This window comes from Pigmentiphaga sp. GD03639 (assembly GCF_029845405.1).
Lineage (GTDB): Bacteria > Pseudomonadota > Gammaproteobacteria > Burkholderiales > Burkholderiaceae_B > Pigmentiphaga > Pigmentiphaga daeguensis.
In genome coordinates, this window is record NZ_JAOCLR010000004.1 from 38,254 (window position 1) to 56,868 (window position 18,615).

At 67.9% G+C, this 18,615-nt stretch carries 14 protein-coding genes; 11 read left to right on the forward strand and 3 right to left on the reverse strand.

The features are described 5' to 3' along the window. The first annotated feature begins 82 nt into the window (after nucleotides 1–82). The 9 genes from scpB (at nucleotide 83) to N5K27_RS05610 (ending at nucleotide 13,445) form a co-directional block, all read left to right on the forward strand. Nucleotides 83–1,114: an SMC-Scp complex subunit ScpB gene (gene scpB, locus N5K27_RS05570; RefSeq protein WP_279815138.1), complete on the forward strand. Its 1,032-nt coding sequence runs from the start codon at nucleotides 83–85 to the stop codon at nucleotides 1,112–1,114. Then, nucleotides 1,111–2,868 (forward strand): 23S rRNA pseudouridine(2605) synthase RluB, encoded by a 1,758-nt coding sequence (gene rluB, locus N5K27_RS05575; protein WP_243724638.1) that lies wholly within the window; start codon nucleotides 1,111–1,113, stop codon nucleotides 2,866–2,868. The genes scpB and rluB overlap by 4 nt, the downstream gene beginning before the upstream one ends. Nucleotides 2,869–3,327: 459 nt before the next feature. Further along, nucleotides 3,328–3,837, forward strand: coding sequence for a ribosome maturation factor RimP (rimP, locus tag N5K27_RS05580; RefSeq protein ID WP_087839155.1), 510 nt, complete (start codon nucleotides 3,328–3,330; stop codon nucleotides 3,835–3,837). Further along, nucleotides 3,834–5,312, forward strand: a complete 1,479-nt coding sequence (nusA, locus tag N5K27_RS05585) for a transcription termination factor NusA (protein ID WP_087839156.1) — start codon at nucleotides 3,834–3,836, stop codon at nucleotides 5,310–5,312. The genes rimP and nusA overlap by 4 nt, the downstream gene beginning before the upstream one ends. 44 nt (nucleotides 5,313–5,356) lie before the next feature. Continuing rightward, nucleotides 5,357–8,275 carry a translation initiation factor IF-2 gene (gene infB, locus N5K27_RS05590; RefSeq protein WP_087839157.1) on the forward strand — a complete coding sequence of 973 codons (2,919 nt, stop codon included), beginning with the start codon at nucleotides 5,357–5,359 and terminating at the stop codon, nucleotides 8,273–8,275. An 18-nt stretch (nucleotides 8,276–8,293) separates the two neighbouring features. Beyond that, nucleotides 8,294–8,758 (forward strand): 30S ribosome-binding factor RbfA, encoded by a 465-nt coding sequence (gene rbfA, locus N5K27_RS05595; protein ID WP_087839158.1) that lies wholly within the window; start codon nucleotides 8,294–8,296, stop codon nucleotides 8,756–8,758. A gap of 33 nt (nucleotides 8,759–8,791) precedes the next feature. Continuing rightward, nucleotides 8,792–9,730, forward strand: a complete 939-nt coding sequence (gene truB, locus N5K27_RS05600; RefSeq protein WP_087839159.1) for a tRNA pseudouridine(55) synthase TruB — start codon at nucleotides 8,792–8,794, stop codon at nucleotides 9,728–9,730. Continuing rightward, nucleotides 9,727–11,547, forward strand: coding sequence for a translational GTPase TypA (typA, locus tag N5K27_RS05605; RefSeq protein ID WP_087839160.1), 1,821 nt, complete (start codon nucleotides 9,727–9,729; stop codon nucleotides 11,545–11,547). The genes truB and typA overlap by 4 nt, the downstream gene beginning before the upstream one ends. Nucleotides 11,548–11,744: 197 nt before the next feature. Beyond that, nucleotides 11,745–13,445 carry a methyl-accepting chemotaxis protein gene (locus N5K27_RS05610; protein ID WP_279815146.1) on the forward strand — a complete coding sequence of 567 codons (1,701 nt, stop codon included), beginning with the start codon at nucleotides 11,745–11,747 and terminating at the stop codon, nucleotides 13,443–13,445. Between the two features lie 33 nt (nucleotides 13,446–13,478). Here the strand turns inward: N5K27_RS05610 and N5K27_RS05615 are convergent, their stop codons facing one another. The 3 genes from N5K27_RS05615 to N5K27_RS05625 all read right to left on the reverse strand — a co-directional run bounded on the left by N5K27_RS05615 (nucleotide 13,479) and on the right by N5K27_RS05625 (nucleotide 16,183). Further along, nucleotides 13,479–13,970 carry a GNAT family N-acetyltransferase gene (locus tag N5K27_RS05615; RefSeq protein WP_087839162.1) on the reverse strand — a complete coding sequence of 164 codons (492 nt, stop codon included), beginning with the start codon at nucleotides 13,968–13,970 and terminating at the stop codon, nucleotides 13,479–13,481. Nucleotides 13,971–14,047: 77 nt separating this feature from the next. After that, entirely contained in the window at nucleotides 14,048–15,529 is a 1,482-nt protein-coding gene (locus N5K27_RS05620) for an NAD-dependent succinate-semialdehyde dehydrogenase (RefSeq protein WP_087839163.1), read from the reverse strand. A 69-nt stretch (nucleotides 15,530–15,598) separates the two neighbouring features. Next, nucleotides 15,599–16,183 carry a DUF2242 domain-containing protein gene (locus tag N5K27_RS05625; protein ID WP_279815150.1) on the reverse strand — a complete coding sequence of 195 codons (585 nt, stop codon included), beginning with the start codon at nucleotides 16,181–16,183 and terminating at the stop codon, nucleotides 15,599–15,601. Between the two features lie 237 nt (nucleotides 16,184–16,420). Between N5K27_RS05625 and N5K27_RS05630 the strand changes: the two genes are divergently transcribed. Together N5K27_RS05630 and N5K27_RS05635 are read left to right on the forward strand one after the other, a co-directional pair. Then, on the forward strand, nucleotides 16,421–17,614 hold the full coding sequence (locus tag N5K27_RS05630) for a urate hydroxylase PuuD (RefSeq protein ID WP_087839165.1): 1,194 nt from the start codon (nucleotides 16,421–16,423) through the stop codon (nucleotides 17,612–17,614). Nucleotides 17,615–17,758: 144 nt separating this feature from the next. Next, a complete protein-coding gene (locus tag N5K27_RS05635; protein WP_087839166.1) occupies nucleotides 17,759–18,442 on the forward strand; it encodes a GntR family transcriptional regulator in 684 nt (227 codons plus the stop codon). Nucleotides 18,443–18,615: the final 173 nt, after the last annotated feature.

An 18,615-nucleotide genomic window follows, 5' to 3' on the forward strand; every position in this document is an offset into this window, starting at 1 on the left:
GCCGGTCGTCCAGGCCACATGCTCTAAGAATCAGAACCCGTATTGGGAACCATACGGATTACGCCCGTTTGATCACACGCTCATGAACACCAGCGAGGCAAGGCTCGTGCTGGAGACTGCGCTCTTGTGCGCGCAGGAACCGTTGCAATTGTCGGAACTGCGCAAGCTGTTCGCCGACGAGGTCGGCAACGACACGATACGCGGCCTGTTGCAGGACATTCACCAGTCATGGGCCGAGCGAGGCATCGAGCTCGTGGCGCTGGCCAGCGGCTGGCGGTTCCAGAGCCGGCCCTCCATGCGGCCCTATCTCGAACGGCTCAATCCCGAGCGGCCGCCGAAGTATTCGCGGGCCGTCATGGAGACGCTGGCGATCGTGGCCTACAGGCAACCGGTCACGCGCGGCGACATCGAGGAAATCCGCGGCGTGACCGTGTCCTCGCAGGTCATCAAGACCCTCGAGGACCGCGGCTGGATCGAGGTGATCGGCCATCGCGACGCGCCCGGCCGTCCGGCGCTGTTCGGCACGACGCGACATTTCCTGGACGACCTGGGGCTGAAGGCGCTGGACGAGCTGCCGCCCCTGGAGTCCGCCGAATCCGTGGCCGCGTTGAGCGGGCTGGACGGATCCGGAGACCTGTCCCTGGCGGTGGACGGGGCCGAGCAGGACATCCCGGGCGAGGCCTCGGCGGCTGCCAATGATGACGCGGCCGCGGAGGCCGCCGGAGCCGGCGAAACGCGCGAGGCCGCCGTTGAAGAAGTGGCCGTCGCCGAGGGCGCGGCCACCGTCGAGGAAGCGGCCGCAGCGGATGAATGGACTGCCGTTGACGAGGTGGTCGCCGCGGAGGATGTGGCCGTCGCCGATGAGGTGACTGTCGCCGATGAAGTAGCCGTCGTCGAAGGCGCCGACTCCGGCGGCGCCGGGGCGGACGAGGCTTCTGCCCAGGCGGCGCAGGCCCGGGAGCCGGTGGGCGAGGAAATCGCCGCCGGCGATGCGGCGGACGAGTCCGCCAGCCAGCAGGAAACCGAAATGCAAGCGCCCGACGCCGAGCCGGCGCCGAGTGTCGAGGACGAGGAGTCCTCGGTTACGAAGACAAGCAACCAAGACCATACATGAACGAAACCACGCACGATATGCCCCCCGCCGAAAGCGTGGAGGCGTCCGCTCCATTGGAGGCAGGTGCGCCCACGCAGGAAAAGGCCCGGGGCCGGCGGAATTTGCGTACGCCTTTCCGTCGGCGCCGTCCGGCCGATGAGGCTGCTCCGGAAGCGGGGGCCCCGGCCGAGGCGCCTGCCGCCGAAGACGGCCAGGCTACGCTGTTTCCCGCCGAAGCCAAGCCGCCGCGCCGCAAGCCGCGCGAGGCGAAGGGTGCCCAGGATGCCAAGGGCCCCAGGGGCGCCAAGGGTCCGAAGCCACCGCAGCAGCGGCGCGCGGGGCAGAAGCGCCGCGAGGCGGGTGTCCAGGCCGATGACGGCGCCCAGATGGCGCTGCCCGAACTGAGTCCCGAGGAACTGCGCGCGGCCGAGAAAGAGGCCGAACAGGCGCTGTCCTTCCTCGACAAGGCCCCCGACCTCAAGCGCCGCCTGGGCAAGTACCTGTCCAGCGAGGCCGTCATGCCCAAGCTGCACAAGGTGCTGGCCGATGCCGGCATCGGGTCGCGGCGCGAAATGGAAGAGCTGATCGTGGCCGGCCGGGTGTCGGTCAATGGCGAGCCCGCCCACATCGGGCAGCGCGTGGCGCCCAATGACCAGGTGCGCGTGAACGGCAAGCTGGTGCAGCGGCGCCATACCTCGCGTCCGCCGCGGGTCGTGCTCTACCACAAGCCCGCGGGCGAGATCGTCACCCAGGACGACCCCGAGGGCCGTGCCACGGTGTTCTCGCGGCTGCCCAAGATCAAGAACGGCAAATGGCTGTCGGTCGGCCGGCTGGACCTGAACACCGAGGGCCTGCTGATCTTCACGACCTCCGGCGACCTGGCCAACCGCCTCAGCCATCCCCGCTATGGGCAGGAGCGCGAATATGCGGTGCGCGTGCTGGGCGAGATGACCGACGAGCAGCGCCGGGCGCTGGTCGAGGGCGTGCAGCTGGATGACGGCATGGCCGCGTTCGGTTCCCTGGACTACCTGGGCGGCGACGGCAGCAACCGCTGGTACCGCGTCACGCTGCAGGAAGGCCGCAATCGCGAAGTGCGGCGCATGTTCGAGTCGCAGGGCGTGGTGGTAAGCCGCCTGCTGCGTACCCGCTTCGGTGACGTGTCCCTGCCGCGCAACCTGCGCCGCGGACGGTGGGAGGAGCTCGATCCTTCGCTGGTGACGGCGTTGCAGGTCCAGCTGGGCCTGGTCCGCGCGGACGACGAGGAAGGCGGGCGCCGGGGACGGCGCAGCACGCAGCCCGTATCGCACGAGGCTGCGCTGCCCCCGGGGTTCGGTACGCTGGAGCAGAACGGCATGCATGGCGCCCGGGTCGGCCGCAAGGGGCGCATCCAGGGCGGCAAGGCCGCCATGCCGGGAGTGGGGCAGAGTTTCCCCTCCGACCCCTATGGCACGGGCCAGAGTTTCGCGGGCGGCCTGCCCAATGGGCACCCCCACGGTGGTGCCGAGCGCGCCGGCGGACCCGGCGGCCGCAAGCACGGCAAGAAAGGCCCGGCCCGTCCGGGGGCGCGGCCCGACGGCCGCAAGCCCGAGGCCGGGGCGGCGGCCGGCGGCCGCGCCCAGCGCGGCCGGGGCAAGGGCGGCAACGGTCCCAAGGCGGGGAAGGGCGCCGGTCGTGGCGCCGGCGAAGATCGCCAGCCTCGCAGCGCTTCGGCGCACGAGTCCCACCTGGGATTCCTGGGCGGAGCGAACGGACGGGCACGCCGGGGCCGCGGCTAGGCCTCTCCTGTGGCGCGGTGGTCATTGGCTTGAAAAAAAGGCCGATTTGGCTTAACATCTACAGGCTAGACACCGCGTTTAGGGTTCAGTGCGCGAACAGGGCACTTTTCGAGCCGGTCTCCACCTTGCGCGATGGCTGTCCGACGTTTTGCGTGGGCGGCTGGTGTGTTGTAGGGCAGGAGGGTTCTCCGGTTGAAAGGCGGCTTGCGGCATTCGTGCCCGAAGGCTGGTCCCCGGTTGAGTCCTCCGACAACAGAACAGGCGGTCGTTCGGACCTCGCGGCGCGTAAGCGCGCGATCCGGGCGATGTCGCAAAATGGGCTGGGCCGTGCAGCCCATTTTTTTTTGGTTTTCCGGTTCGTGTCCGTCGGATCCCTGGCCAGCGCCGGGCGACGGGCCACGGCCGATACACGGCGGCATGCCAGGCATGCCGTTCACGAACGAGGGCGCATAACGAGGCATGGCAGATCTTTTTCAGCTTACCGAACAATCCCTGGCGGGCCTGGGGGTTGAACTGGTCGACGTGGAACGCGCCGGGCAGGGGCTGCTGCGTGTCACGATAGATCGCGAAGGCGGGGTGCGCATCGAGGACTGCGAGGCGGTCTCCCGGCAGTTGTCGCGCGTCTACGAGGTCGAGAACATCGACTACGCGCGGCTGGAAGTCGGTTCCCCCGGCACCGACCGGCCGCTGCGCACCGCCAGGGACTTCATCCGGTTCGCCGGCGAGCGCGCGCAGGTCAAGCTGCGCCTGCCGTTCGAGGGACGCAAGGTTTTCGCCGGCACGCTGGTCGTTCCGGAAGCCGATCCGGCCGCGCAGGCGGATGGGGCAGACAAGGGCGCCGAACCCGAGACGTTCGGCATCGAATTCGAAGCAAAGGAAGGGGATATCCAGGTATTGCGGTTCACGCTCGACGAGATCGAGCGGGCCAAGCTGGATCCGGTTCTGAATTTCAGGGGCAAAAAGCGATGAGCCGCGAGATTCTGTTGTTGGTGGACGCGCTGGCGCGCGAGAAGAACGTCACGCGCGACGTGGTGTTCGGTGCTCTCGAGAGCGCGCTGGCCTCCGCCATGAAGAAGCTCTACAAAGAGGATGTCGACATTCGTGTCGCGATCGACCGCGAGACGGGCGACCATGAGGCGTTCCGCCGTTGGCTGGTCGTGCCCGACGAGGCCGGCCTGCAGATGCCCGACCAGCAGACGCTGCTGTCGGAAGCGCGCGAGGTCGTGCCCAACATCGAGCTGGACGAATACATCGAAGAGCCGCTCGAGCCCATCGAGTTCGGCCGCATCGGCGCGCAGGCCGCCAAGCAGGTCATCCTGCAGCGAATCCGCGACGCCGAGCGCGAGCAACTGCTGAACGATTTCCTGGAGCGCGGCGAGTCGATCGTGTCCGGCACCATCAAGCGCATGGACAAGGGCGACGCCATCGTCGAGATCGGCAAGGTCGAGGCGCGCCTGCCGCGTTCGGAAATGATCCCCAAGGAAAACCTGCGCGTGGGCGACCGCGTGCGTGCCTACCTGAAGGGCATCGACCGCCAGGCCCGCGGCCAGCAGATCATCCTGTCGCGCGCCACGCCGCTGTTCATCGCCCAGCTGTTCGAGAACGAAGTGCCCGAGATCGAGCAGGGCCTGCTCGAGCTCAAGGGCGCGGCCCGGGATCCCGGCGTGCGCGCCAAGATCGCCGTGGTCGCCCACGACCGCCGCATCGACCCGATCGGCACCTGCGTCGGCATGCGCGGTTCGCGCGTGCAGGCGGTGCGCAACGAGCTGGGCGGTGAGCAGGTCGATATCGTGCTATGGTCCGAGGATCCTGCGCAGTTCGTGATCGGCGCGCTGGCGCCGGCCAACGTCCAGTCCATCGTGGTCGACGAAGACCGCCATGCCATGGACGTGGTGGTCGACGAGGACAACCTGGCGATCGCCATCGGCCGCAGCGGCCAGAACGTACGCCTGGCGTCCGAGCTGACCGGCTGGCAGATCAACATCATGACGCCTGACGAAAGCCAGGCCAAGCAGGAGCAGGAGCACAGCTCCCTGCGCCAAACCTTCATGTCCAAGCTGGACGTCGACCAGGAAGTGGCCGACATCCTGATCGAGGAAGGCTTCACGGGCCTGGAGGAAATCGCCTACGTGCCGATCCAGGAACTGCTGGAAATCGAAGCCTTCGACGAGGACACGATCAACGAACTGCGCAATCGTGCCCGCAACGCCTTGCTGACCGAGGCCATCGCGCAGGAAGAGCGGGTCGAGACCGCGCAGGATCTGCTGAGTCTGGAAGGCGTGACGCCCGAACTGGCCGCCAAGCTGGCGGAGGGGCAGGTGCTCACGCGCGACGACCTGGCGGACCTGTCCGTCGACGAACTGATCGAGTTGACCGGCATCGATGAAGAGCAGGCCAAGCAGCTCATCGTCCGTGCGCGCGCGCACTGGTTCGAGCAGGCTTGAGTTTGCCCATACCGTCGATCAGCCACACCGGGGAAGAGAAACGAATGTCGAGTAACACTGTCGCCCAGTTCGCAACCGAGCTGAAATTGCCCGCCAACGTACTGCTGGAGCAGCTGCGCGCCGCGGGAGTAAGCATCAAGTCGGTCGACGATACCGTCACCGAAAGCGACAAGGCACAACTGCTCGAATCGTTGCGCCGTGCCCATGGTGCGTCCGAAGACCGCAAGAAGATCACGGTCACCCGCAAGCAGACGTCCGAGATCAAGCAGGCCGATGCGACCGGCAAGGCCCGCACGATCCAGGTCGAGGTGCGCAAGAAGCGCGTCTTCATCAAGCGCGACGCGGGCGACGGCGCCGAACTGGAAACCAGCCAGGCGCGCCCCGAGGACGAGGCGCGCGCCAGCCAGGCGGAAGCCGAGGCCCAGGAAGCCGCGCGTCTCGAGCGCGAGCAGCAGGAGGCGCAGGCGCGCGAGCGTGCCGAAGCCGAGGAACGCGAGCGCCGCGAGGCCGAGGCGCGCCTGCGCGAAGTCGAGGAACAGGCCCGCCTGGCCGCCGAGCGCGCGGCCAAGGAAGCCGAGGAAGCCGCGGCCGAAGCCGAGAAAGCCAAGCGTGCCGCCGCCGAGGCAGCCGCTGCCCAATCTACCCACCCTGCCGTGCCCGAGGGAGGGGCTGCAGTGAGCGATGTCGTAGCAAACCAGGCTGCGTCGAGCGCCGAGGCGGCGCGCGTCAAGGCCGAAGAGGCCCGCAAGAAGGCGGAAGAAATGCGCAAGGCCGACGCCAAGGCCGCCGAGGCGCGCGACAAGGCGCGCCGCGCCGCCGAAGCCGAGGCCGCCGCGTTGCGCGAGATGCTGAGCCGTCCGCGCAACAAGGTCCTGCACGCTCCGCAACCGGCGCCCGCGCCGGCTGCCGCCCCGACGGCGCCGATCGCCGGTACGCTGCACAAGCCGGCCGCGAAGGCCGCTGCCGGCCAGGACAACAAGGCAGCCGCCGCGCCGGCCGCCAAGAAGGACGACAACAAGGCCGCGCCGGGCAAGAAGGTCCTGAAGGCCGGGGCCGTCGCCTCGACCTGGTCCGACGATGCCTCGCGCAAGAAGGGCCTGAAGACCCGCGGCGACGCGACCGCCGGCGCGAGCCGCGACGGCTGGCGCGGCGGTGGCCGCGGTGGCCGCAACCGTCACCAGGACCAGAAGGCGCAGCAGGTGGTCGAGAACATCGTGCGCGAAGTGCACGTGCCCGAGACCATTTCGGTGGCCGACCTGGCCCACAAGATGGCGGTCAAGGCGGCCGAGGTCATCAAGGTCCTGATGAAGATGGGCCAGATGGTCACCATCAACCAGGTGCTGGACCAGGAAACGGCGATGATCGTGGTCGAGGAACTCGGCCACACCGCGATCGCGGCCAAGCTGGACGATCCCGAGGCCTTCCTGGACCAGGCGCCGGCCACCGATGCCGTGGAGATGCCGCGTGCGCCGGTGGTGACCGTCATGGGCCACGTCGACCACGGCAAGACCTCGCTGCTGGACTACATCCGCCGCGCCAAGGTCGCCTCGGGCGAAGCGGGCGGGATCACGCAGCACATCGGCGCCTACCACGTGGAAACCGAGCGTGGCGTGGTGACCTTCCTGGATACCCCGGGCCACGAGGCGTTCACCGCCATGCGGGCGCGCGGCGCCCAGGCCACGGACATCGTGATCCTGGTGGTGGCGGCCGATGACGGCGTCATGCCCCAGACCAAGGAAGCGATCCACCATGCCAAGGCGGCGGGCGTGCCCATCGTGGTGGCGATCAACAAGATCGACAAGCCCGAGAGCAACCCCGATCGCGTCAAGCAGGAACTGGTGGCCGAGGAAGTCGTGCCGGAAGAGTACGGCGGCGATTCGCCCTTCGTGCCCGTGTCGGCCAAGACCGGCGCCGGCATCGACGAACTGCTCGAACAGGTGCTGCTGCAGGCCGAAGTCCTGGAACTGAAGGCGCCCGTCGATGCGCCGGCCAAGGGCCTGGTCATCGAAGCCAAGCTGGACAAGGGCCGCGGCCCGGTCGCCACCATCCTGGTCCAGAGCGGCACGCTCAAGCGCGGCGACGCCGTGCTGGCCGGCGCGAGCTTCGGCCGGGTGCGCGCGATGCTGGACGAAGTGGGCAAGCCGATCGCCGAGGCCGGCCCGTCCATTCCCGTCGAGATCCAGGGCCTGACCGAGGTCCCGGCCGCCGGCGACGAATTGATGGTGCTGAGCGACGAGCGCAAGGCGCGCGAGATCGCGCTGTTCCGCCAGGGCAAGTTCCGCGACGTGAAGCTGGCCCGCCAGCAGGCCGCGAAGCTGGAATCGCTGTTCGACAACATGGGCGAGGGCGTGCAGACGCTGGCGCTCATCGTCAAGACCGACGTCCAGGGTTCGCAGGAAGCGCTGGTGCAGGCGCTGACCAAGCTGTCCACCGACGAGGTGCGCGTGCAGGTCGTGCACGCGGCGGTCGGCGGCGTGTCGGAAAGCGACATCAACCTGGCCATCGCCTCGAAGGCGGTCGTCATCGGCTTCAACGTGCGGGCGGATGCCAGCGCCAAGAAGCTGGCCGAGAACAACGGCATCGACGTGCGCTACTACAACATCATCTACGACGCCGTGGATGACGTGAAGTCGGCCATGTCGGGCATGCTGGCCCCCGAGAAGCGCGAGGAGGTCATCGGCCTGGTCGAGATCCGCGAGGTCTACAACGTGTCCCGCATCGGCAACATCGCCGGCTGCATGGTGCTCGATGGCGTGGTCCGCCGCAATTCGCAGGTCCGCCTGCTGCGCAACAACGTGGTCCAGTGGACCGGCGAGGTCGATTCGCTGCGCCGCTTCAAGGACGACGTGCGCGAGGTCAAGTCCGGCTTCGATTGCGGTATCACGCTGCGCAACAACAACGACATCGCGATCGGCGACCAGCTCGAGGTGTTCGAGGTGAAGGAAGTGGCGCGTACCCTGTAAAGGGGCACGTGCAGGCAGATGAGTCGTCACAGGCAGAAGAAGCTCCCCGGCGGCCGCAACCAGCGGCTGGCCGACCAGATCCAGAAGGACCTGGCAGAGATGATCCAGCGCGAGGTCGATACGGCCCGCGCCGGACTGGTCACGCTCACGGGCGTGGACCTGACGCCGGACTACGCCCATGCCAAGGTGTATTTCACCGTCATGGGCGCCGAGCCGGCCGCGGCCGAAACCGCGCTGAACGAAAAGGCGGGCTGGCTGCATTCGCTGTTGTTCAAGCGGCTGCATATCCACACCGTCCCCACGCTGCATTTCTTCCACGACCGCCAGATGTCGCGCGGCATGGAAATGAACCGGCTGATCGCCCAGGCCAACACGCCGGGCGTCAAGGCCGACGAACTGACCGAATCCGGCCAGACCGGCCAGGACGAGCGCGAGGGCATCGCGCCGGCAGAACCGTCCGCTCCTGACGACGACCGCGCGTAAGCCGCGCCGCGTCCTTTTTTTCCGACGATTGCGATGGCTTCCCGACGCGGGCGTGCGCTGGATGGTGTGTTGCTGCTGGACAAACCCGAGGGCTTGTCCAGCAATCATGCCTTGCAGCGCGCGCGCCGCATCCTGGATGCGCGCAAGGCGGGACACACGGGGACGCTGGATCCGTTCGCGACCGGCCTGATGGTGCTGTGCTTCGGCGAAGCGACCAAGTTCTCCGGCGGGATGTTCGATGCCGACAAGAGCTATACCGCGACGCTGGCGCTGGGCGAGGAAACGGACAGCGGCGACCGTACGGGCATGCCGGTCGGTTTTCCCGGACAGGATCCCGCCCTGGCCGTGGACGAGGCGAGGATGCGCGACGTGTTGTCACGCTTCGTCGGCAGGATTTCGCAGGTGCCGCCCATGTATTCGGCGCTCAAGCGCGACGGCAAGCCCTTGTACGAATACGCGCGCGAGGGCGTCGAGCTGGAGCGGGAGCCGAGGCAGGTCACGATCCATGGGTTGAGGCTGCTGTCGCTGTCCGGACGATCGGCGACGATCGACGTCTCGTGCAGCAAGGGCACCTACGTCCGTACGCTGGCGCAGGACGTCGGCCGGGCACTGGGATGCGGCGCGCACCTGACGGCGCTGCGGCGCACGCGTACGGCGGGGTTCGACCTGGCACAGGCCTGGACCCTGGAACGGCTGGAGGCGCTGGCCGATCCGGCCGGCGCGCTGCTGCCGATGGAGTCGCTGCTGGCCGACCTGCCGGTCGTACGGCTGGAGGCGGCGGCGGCCCAGCGCTTCATGCAGGGGCGCAAGGAAAGAATGGCCGCCGGCGAGGCAACCGGCACGGCGGCCGCCGAGACAGAAGCAGGCAAGGTCCGGGTTGCCGGGCCGGACGGTGGATTCCTGGGAACGGCTCGCTGCGAGGACGGCTGGCTGCAGCCCGACAGATTGATTTCATTCAAGGAAACGACATGACACGCGCATTGCGCAACGTGGCGATCATCGCCCACGTGGACCATGGCAAGACGACCCTGGTGGACCAGCTGCTGCGGCAGGCGGGCACCTTCCGCGAGAACGAGCAGGTGGCCGAACGGGTCATGGACTCGAACGACATCGAAAAGGAACGTGGCATCACGATCCTGGCCAAGAACTGTGCGGTCGAATACGAAGGCACGCACATCAACATCGTGGACACCCCGGGGCACGCCGACTTCGGCGGCGAGGTCGAGCGGGTGCTGTCCATGGTGGACGGCGTGCTGCTGCTGGTCGACGCGGTCGAGGGGCCGATGCCCCAGACCCGCTTCGTCACCCGCAAGGCGCTGGCCCTGGGCCTCAAGCCCATCGTCGTTATCAACAAGATCGACCGCCCGGGCGCGCGTCCGGACTGGGTGATCAACCAGACCTTCGACCTGTTCGACAAGCTGGGCGCAAGCGAGGAACAACTCGACTTCCCGGTCGTCTACGCGTCGGGCCTGAACGGCTACGCGGGCCTGACCGAGGACGTGCGCAGCGGCGACATGAAGCCGTTGTTCGACGTGATCCTGGACAAGGTGCCCGTGCGCAACGACGATGCCGACGGTCCGCTGCAACTGCAGATCGTGTCGCTGGACTATTCCAGCTACGTCGGCAAGATCGGCGTGGGCCGCATCACGCGCGGCCGCGTGCGTCCGTTGCAGGACGTGGTGATCAAGTTCGGCCCCGAGGGCAACCCCATCAAGGGCCGGGTCAACCAGGTGCTGAAGTTCCGTGGCCTGGAGCGCGAGATCGTTCCCGAGGCGCAGGCCGGCGACATCGTCCTGATCAACGGTATCGATGAACTGGGCATCGGCTGCACGGTGTGCGCACCGGAGGCGCCCGAGGCCTTGCCCATGATCAAGGTCGACGAGCCGACGCTGACCATGAATTTCTGCGTGAACACGTCACCGCTGGCCGGCCGCGAAGGCAAGTTCGTGACCAGCCGCCAGCTGCGCGACCGCCTGGACCGCGAGCTCAAGTCCAACGTGGCGCTGCGCGTGCGCGAAACCGGCGACGATACCGTGTTCGAGGTGTCGGGCCGTGGCGAACTGCACCTGACCATCCTGCTGGAGAACATGCGCCGCGAGGGCTACGAACTGGCCGTCTCGCGTCCGCGCGTGGTCTTCAAGGAGATCGACGGCGTCAAGTGCGAGCCGTTCGAGCTGCTGACGGTGGATGTCGAGGACGGCCACCAGGGCTCGGTGATGGAAGAACTGGGCCGCCGCAAGGGCGAACTGCTGGACATGGCGTCGGACGGCAAGGGCCGTACCCGCCTGGAATACCGCATTCCCGCACGCGGCCTGATCGGCTTCCAGGGCGAGTTCATGACGCTGACGCGCGGCACCGGCCTGATCAGCCACGTGTTCGACGAATATGCCCCGGTTCGCGACGGCACCCTGGGCGAACGCCACAACGGCGTGCTGATCAGCCAGGAGGACGGCGATGCCGTGGCCTACGCGCTGTGGAAGCTGCAGGACCGCGGCCGCATGTTCGTCTCGCCCGGCGAGGCGCTGTACGAAGGCATGATCATCGGCATCCACAGCCGCGACAACGATCTGGTGGTCAACCCGATCAAGGGCAAGCAGCTCACCAACGTACGCGCCTCGGGCACGGACGAGGCCGTGCGCCTGGTCCCGCCCATCCAGCTGACGCTGGAGTACGCGGTGGAATTCATCGCCGACGACGAACTGGTCGAGATCACGCCCAAGAACATCCGGCTGCGCAAGCTGCACCTGAAGGAGCACGACCGCAAGCGCGCCAGCCGCGAAGCCGCCTGACGGCGGTTGGCAAAGCCAGGAAAAAGGGGAGCGAAAGCTCCCCTTTTTCTTTTCATGTTTGCCGGCTGGCCCGGTCCCGTGTTCCGCCATACAGATCCCGCCGGGCATGCCGTTAATGGCTTGAGTGAGTTTTCGTCGCCGCGCCGGTGCGCCATGCCCCGGCGGGTCGCGTGCAAGGGGATCGAATGAGCGCGGTAATGCATGATACGAGTGGTTTTTCCGGCGGCGAGACACGTCCCGCCCCGGCGTCCTTGACGGCCAGGTCGTCGCTGAAGGGCCGGCTGGCGGCGCTGGTGGCCCTGGCGGTGGTCCTGCTGCTGGCGGTGCAGGGATGGTCCATCTACAGCGAGCGGCAATTGCTGCTCGAAGCCAAGAAATCGGAGATCCTGGCCGTCGCCCAGGGCGCCTGGGGCGTCGTCAACCACTACCAGGAACTGCAGCAGAAGGGCCAGATGACCCAGCAGCAGGCCCAGGAGGCCGCCAAGGCGGCGTTGCAGGGCTTCCGTTATGGCGGCAGCAACGGCAAGACCGAATACATCTTCGTCACCGACGAGCAGGGCCTCATCGTGATGAACGGGGGCAATCCGGCGCTGGCGGGCTCCAACGCCATCACCCGCTCGGGCGACAAGCGCGATCCGGGCGTGGCCATGCAGGAGCGCCTGGCGGCGATGCGCGAGGGGGGCGGGCAGAGCTACATGCGCATCCTGTTCGCCCGGCCCGGCGAGACGGAGCCCGTGCCCAAGCTGAACATCTACAAGCATTTCCAGCCCTGGAACTGGGTGATCGGCACCGGCGTCTACGTCGACGACCTGGACGAGGCCATCTCGCGCCAGCTCGTCACGGGCATCGGCACGGCGCTCGTACTGGCGGTGGTCCTGCTGCTGGCCAGCGGCCTCATCGCCCGCGGCGTCATCCGCCAGATCGGCGGCGAGCCCCGCGCCGTGCTCGAGATCATGCGCCGCGCCGCCGGCGGCGATCTCAGCCAGAAGCTGCCGGATGCCGAACCGGGCAGCCTGCTGGACGGCTTCGCCAGGATGTCGGAGTCCGTGCGCAACCTGATCTCGCGGGTTCGCGAGGAAGCGGCCACCATGAAGCGCGACGCCCATCGCATCGCCGAGTCGGTGAACCAGGTCTCCACGGCCGCGGTGCAGCAGAGCGACGCGACGTCCTCGATGGCCGCGGCGGTCGAGGAATTGACCGTGTCGGTGGCCCATATTTCGGATGCGGCCAGCCAGACCCAGCACAACTCCGAGGGCGTGGCCGAGAAATGCCGCGACGGCGAGACCCGCGTCATGAGCGCCGCCGAAAGCATGAAGCGCATCGCCAGTGCGGTGGGCGAGGCCTCGCACAAGATCCGGGGCCTGGAGGAAAGGGCGGTGCAGATCAACTCCATCGCCGCTTCCATCAAAGAGATCGCCGGCCAGACCAACCTGCTGGCCCTGAACGCGGCCATCGAGGCCGCCCGGGCCGGCGAGCAGGGCCGAGGCTTCAGCGTGGTGGCGGACGAGGTCCGCAAACTGGCCGAGCGTACGTCGTCGGCCACGGTCGAGATCGAGGAAATGGTCAGCGCGGTCCAGCGCGAGACGGCCGAGTCCACCGTGACGATGGAGCACATCCTGCCCATGGTGGCCGAGGGCACCAGCCTGGCCGACGAAGTGGCCGTGTCGCTGCGCGAGATCAGTTCCAGCGCGGACACCTCGCTCGAGCGCGTGCGCGAAGTGGCGCATGCGACCAAGGAGCAGTCGGCGGCCAGCACCTCGATCGCCCAGCAGGTGGAGAGCATCGCCCAGATGGTCGAGGAAACCACCGCGGCCATGGGCGAGACGGCCCGCTCGGCCGAGGAAATGCGCGAGATGGCCGAGCGGCTGGACCGGATGGTGGGAATGTTCCGGGTCTAGGCCCGGGGGAGGGGGCTCCCCCGGCGGCCCGGCTCAACCGGCCGCCGACCCCAGCCGCGCCAGGGCCTCGCCCGTGACGCGCACGATGCGCCAATCGGGCAGCACCTCGGCGCCCATGGCTTCGTAGAAGTCGATGGCGGGCTGGTTCCAGTCCAGCACGCTCCACTCGAAGCGGCCGCAGCGGCGCTCCACCGCCAGGGCGGCCAGGGCGCGCAGCAGGCGCTTGCCCAGCCCGCGGCCCCGCTGGTCGGGGTGTACGTAGAGATCCTCCAGGTACAGGCCACGGCGGCCGAGGAAGGTGGAGTAGTTGTGGAAGAAGAGGGCATAGCCCACCACTTCGCCTGCCACGTCCGCCACCAGGCATTCGGCCGCCGGATGCGGCCCGAACAAGGCGTCCCGCAGGTCCTCGTCGCGGGCCAGGAACAGGTGGGTCAGGTTCTCGTATTCCGCCAGTCCGCGCATCAGGGCGAGGATGGGCGCGACGTCCTGCGGCCGCGCCGGCCTGACCGAAGCGTGCCCGCTCACTGGACTACCTTCCTGTCGCTGCGCGACATCCTCCCCGAGGGAGGTCGCGCGCCCTTCGGGCGGCCGGGCGGGCACGCTCATATCCCGCCCAGGCACACGTACTTCATCTCGAGGTAGTCGTCGATGCCGTAGACCGAGCCCTCGCGGCCCAGGCCCGACTGCTTGACGCCGCCGAAGGGTGCGACCTCGTTCGAGATCAGGCCGGTGTTGACGCCGACCATGCCGTATTCCAGCGCCTCGGCCACGCGGAAGATGCGGCCGATGTCGCGGCTGTAGAAGTACGAGGCGAGCCCGAACTCCGTGTCGTTGGCCAGGCGGATGACGTCGGCCTCGTCGCGGAAACGGACCACGGGGGCGACCGGCCCGAAGGTTTCCTCGCGCATGCACAGCATGTCCTCGGACACGTCGGCCAGTACCGTGGGTTCGTAGAAGCGGCCGCCCAGCGCATGCCGCTTGCCGCCCGCCAGGATCCGCGCGCCCTTGCCCACGGCGTCCTGCACGTGCTGGTCGACCTTGGCGATGGCGGCCTCGTCGATCAGCGGGCCCTGGGCGACGCCGGCGTCGAAGCCGCTGCCCACCTTCAGGCCGCCGGTGCGCTCGGCCAGCTTCTGGACGAAGGCATCGTAGATGCTGTCGTGTACGTAGAAGCGGTTGGTGCAGACGCAGGTCTGCCCGGCGTTGCGGTACTTGGAAGCGATGGCGCCGTCCACGGCGGCGTCCAGGTCGGCGTCTTCAAAGACGATGAAGGGAGCCAGGCCGCCCAGCTCCAGCGACAGCTTCTTGATGGTGGGTGCGCTTTGCTGCATCAGGATGCGGCCCACCGGCGTGGAGCCGGTGAAGGTGAGCTTGCGCACCACCGGGCTCGCGCACAGCGCCTTGCCGGCGGCGATGGAGCGTTCGCTGTCTGCCGTCACGATGTTCAGCACGCCGGCGGGCAGGCCGGCGCGGTGCGCCAGTTCCGCCAGCGCCAGCGCGGACAGCGGGGTCTGCTCGGCGGGCTTGAGCACCATGGTGCAGCCCGCGGCCAGCGCGGGGCCCGCCTTGCGGGTGATCATGGCCAGCGGGAAATTCCACGGCGTGATGGCCGCGCACACGCCTATGGGCTCGCGCAGCACCAGCATGCGCGTGCCGGCGGCCACGGGCGCCAGCGTATCGCCGGCGATGCGCTTGCCTTGTTCGGCGAACCACTCGACGAACGAGGCGGCATAGGCGACCTCGCCCTTGGCCTCGGCCAGGGGCTTGCCCTGTTCCAGCGTCATCAGCGCGGCCAGGTCGTCGGCATGCGCCAGGATCAGCTCGAACCAGCGCCGCAGGATGGCGGCCCGGTCCTTCGCCGTGCGCGCCCGCCAGGGGCCGAACGCCGCCTGGGCCGCGGCGATGGCTTCCTCGGTCTGCGAGGCGTCCAGGTCGGCGACGCGGGCCAGCGTCCCGCCGTCGGCCGGATTGTCGACCGCGAAGGTGGCGCCATCCCGGGCATCCACCCATGCGCCGCCTATGTAGGCCTGGTTTCTGAAAAGACGGGAATCCGCCAGTTGGGGCGGGGCGACAGGGCGATCCATGGACTCGTCTCCGGGCGTGGGGCTCCGTTCTGGAGCATCCCGTCCATTCTAGCGGATGGCTGCCCGCCGCTAGGGCGACTTGGGGGCCGGCGCAGCGGCGTCGCCCTGCGGCGTCGGCGAGGCGGACGGCATGTACTGTTCCAGCAACGCGAAGAAACGGCTGTAGAAATCATCCGAGACGATGGTCTCGCTGCCGGTCTTGACCATGGAGTCGTCCGACGAGGTGAAGGGCATGGACACCGAGCCCAGCAGCCCGACGCCGACGCTGGCCGAGTTGTTGGTCTTCTTCAGCGCGAAGGTCGATTCGACCGCGTTGACGAAGGCGATCGACCGGGTGGTTCCGGCATGGTCGGGTTCGCAGACCAGGCGGAAGGTGATCTCCTTGTAGTTGTCGCCGCTCTGGAACTGTTTGTGCCCCTCGATCGAGCGCGCGCCGGCGTCGGCCAGCGTGTAGCCCTGGCTGAGCAGCGAACGCTTGCCGGCCTCGCACACCATTTCGGGCGCCTTCGGATAGGCGCGCGAGTAGGTGTCGGTGCGGGCGAATTCGTTGCGGGTATAGGCCAGCGGATCGCTCGGGTGGGAACAGCCCGCGGCCATGGCGCCGGCCGTGGCCGCGCATACGGCGAACAGCCGAAGGCGGGGAACGAACATCATCGCGTACCTCCTGTACAAACCCGGCGCGCGTAGCTCGCAAGTTCCGTTCCCAGGAGCGGCGGGGTGCCGGCGGACGATATTGACAAGCCGCGGGGCGTCGGGTGAAGATGCAAACCGTCACAAGCGGGGGCCGCCAGGCCCCCGTTGATTGTAAGGTCGCCGCGGCGCTTCGCATCTGGCGCGACCCGTCCTGCTCACAGCGCCCGCAGTGGTGAGCATTGCTCTGGCAGGAAGGGCATGGAAGCCTACATCCTTGATTGGGCCAATCTGCTGCTGCGTTGGCTGCACATCATCACGGGCATCGCCTGGATCGGATCCTCGTTCTACTTCGTCTGGCTCGACAACAGCCTGATGAAGCCGCAAGACCCGGAACTGATCGACAAGGGCGTCTCCGGCGAACTCTGGGCCGTGCACGGCGGCGGGTTCTACAACCCGCAGAAGTATCTCGTCGCCCCCAAGCGCCTACCCGAACACCTGCACTGGTTCTACTGGGAAAGCTATTCCACCTGGATGTCGGGCTTCGCGCTGCTGGTGGCGCTATACCTGTTCAACGCCCAGACCTACCTGATCGACCGCAACGTGTTCGACTGGGGGCCGGTGGCGGCGGTGGTGGCGGTGCTGTGCTTCCTGGTGGTGGGCTGGCTGGTGTACGACATCATCTGCCGTGTCGCGGGCACCGACGAGCGCGCGGACCGCAAGGTCGGCATCGCGGTGGCGCTGTTCGTGGCGGCGGCGGCCTGGCTGGCCTGCCACCTGTTCGCGGGGCGCGCGGCCTTCCTGATCGTGGGGGCCATGATCGCCACCATCATGAGCGCCAACGTGCTCATGGTGATCATCCCGGGGCAGCGCAAGGTCGTGGCCGCCATGCGCGCGGGCGAGCCGGTCGATCCCATCCACGGCAAGCTGGGCAAGCAGCGCAGCGTCCACAACACCTACTTCACGCTGCCGGTGCTGTTCGCCATGCTGTCGAACCACTACAGCATGGTCTATTCCGCCCCCCACAACTGGCTGGTGCTGATCGCCCTGATGCTGGCGGGCGCCCTGATCCGACAGTTCTTCGTGCTGCGCCACAAGGGCGTCACCAACCCCTGGTATCCGGCGGCGGGCATCGCGCTGCTGCTGGGGGTGGCCGTGGCGATCGCGCCGCCCGGCCTGGACAAGGCCGCCGCACCGTCGGCGCCGCTGGGCGCCCAGGACATCGGGCAGGTCCGGCAGGTGGTGGCGCAGCGGTGCGTGGTGTGCCACAACGCCCAGCTCGCGAACAAGGGCATACAGCTGCAAACCCCCGAGCTGCTGAAATCGCATGCGCAGGTGGTCTACCAGCAGGCCGTGGTGCAGAAGACCATGCCGCTGAACAACGCCACCGGCATGACCGACGACGAGCGGGCCCTGCTGGCGCGCTGGTTCCAGGATGGGGCGCCGGTACACTGACGTGGCCGGGGGAATCGGGAAGGGGAAGAAGGGGGCTGCGGCGCAGCCCCTTTTCTATTTTGGCGTCGGTGCTAAAATTGTATGCGGTAGATTGTTTTTGTAGACAATTTTCGAATCGCAACCGCCCTCGCACAAGGTTCCCAGATGACGGACAAAGGACCCGGCAAGACGCTCTCGCAGACCGTGGCGGATCAACTGGCCGAGGAAATCGTGCGCGGCCGCTTCCAGCCCGGCGAACGCCTGGACGAACAATCCATCGCCACCCGCTTCAATGTCTCGCGCAGCCCGGTCCGGGATGCGCTGCGCCAGCTGGCATCGACCCGCCTGGTCGAGTATCTGCCGCGGCGCGGATTTTCCGTCGCGGTCATGGCCGAGTCCGACCTGGATGGGCTGTTCGAGGCCTCGGGCGAGGTCGAGGCGCTGTGCGCCAAGCTGTGTGCGTTGCGGGCCGCCCCCAGCGACCGCAAGCGGATCGAATTCATCCACCAGCAGGCGACCGACGCGGTGGCGCGCGGGGATTCCCAGGCCTATGCCGCCCTGAACGAGGAGTTCCATGCGCTCATCTATGCGGGCGCGCGCAACAAGACCTTGCAGGAAATCGCGCTGGGGCTGCGCCAGCGGCTGGCGCCTTTCCGCGCGCAAGGTTTTTTCGTGGCCGAGAACCGGCTGCAGCATTCCCACGTCGAGCACGAGGCCCTGGTCAAGGCCTTGCTGGAGCACGACGGCGAGGCGGCCGCCCAGGCCATGCACAGCCATGCGGCGAATTCCGCCATGAACGTCCTGCAGCATTTCGGCCGCGAGCGCCATCCATCGGCCTCCGCCGCCTGAACCTTCCCTCCGGCCGTTCGTCCTGAACGCCACTCCTTCATTCCCGCGCCTGGCGGGCCGGCTCCGTACCGGAGTTGGCCTCGTCCTGCCGCCGCCTCCCATTTCCTTCCTCTTGCCTGGCATCGTTTCTTCGCGTTTCCCCCTATGCATATTTTCTTGACCAATTTGCGTGC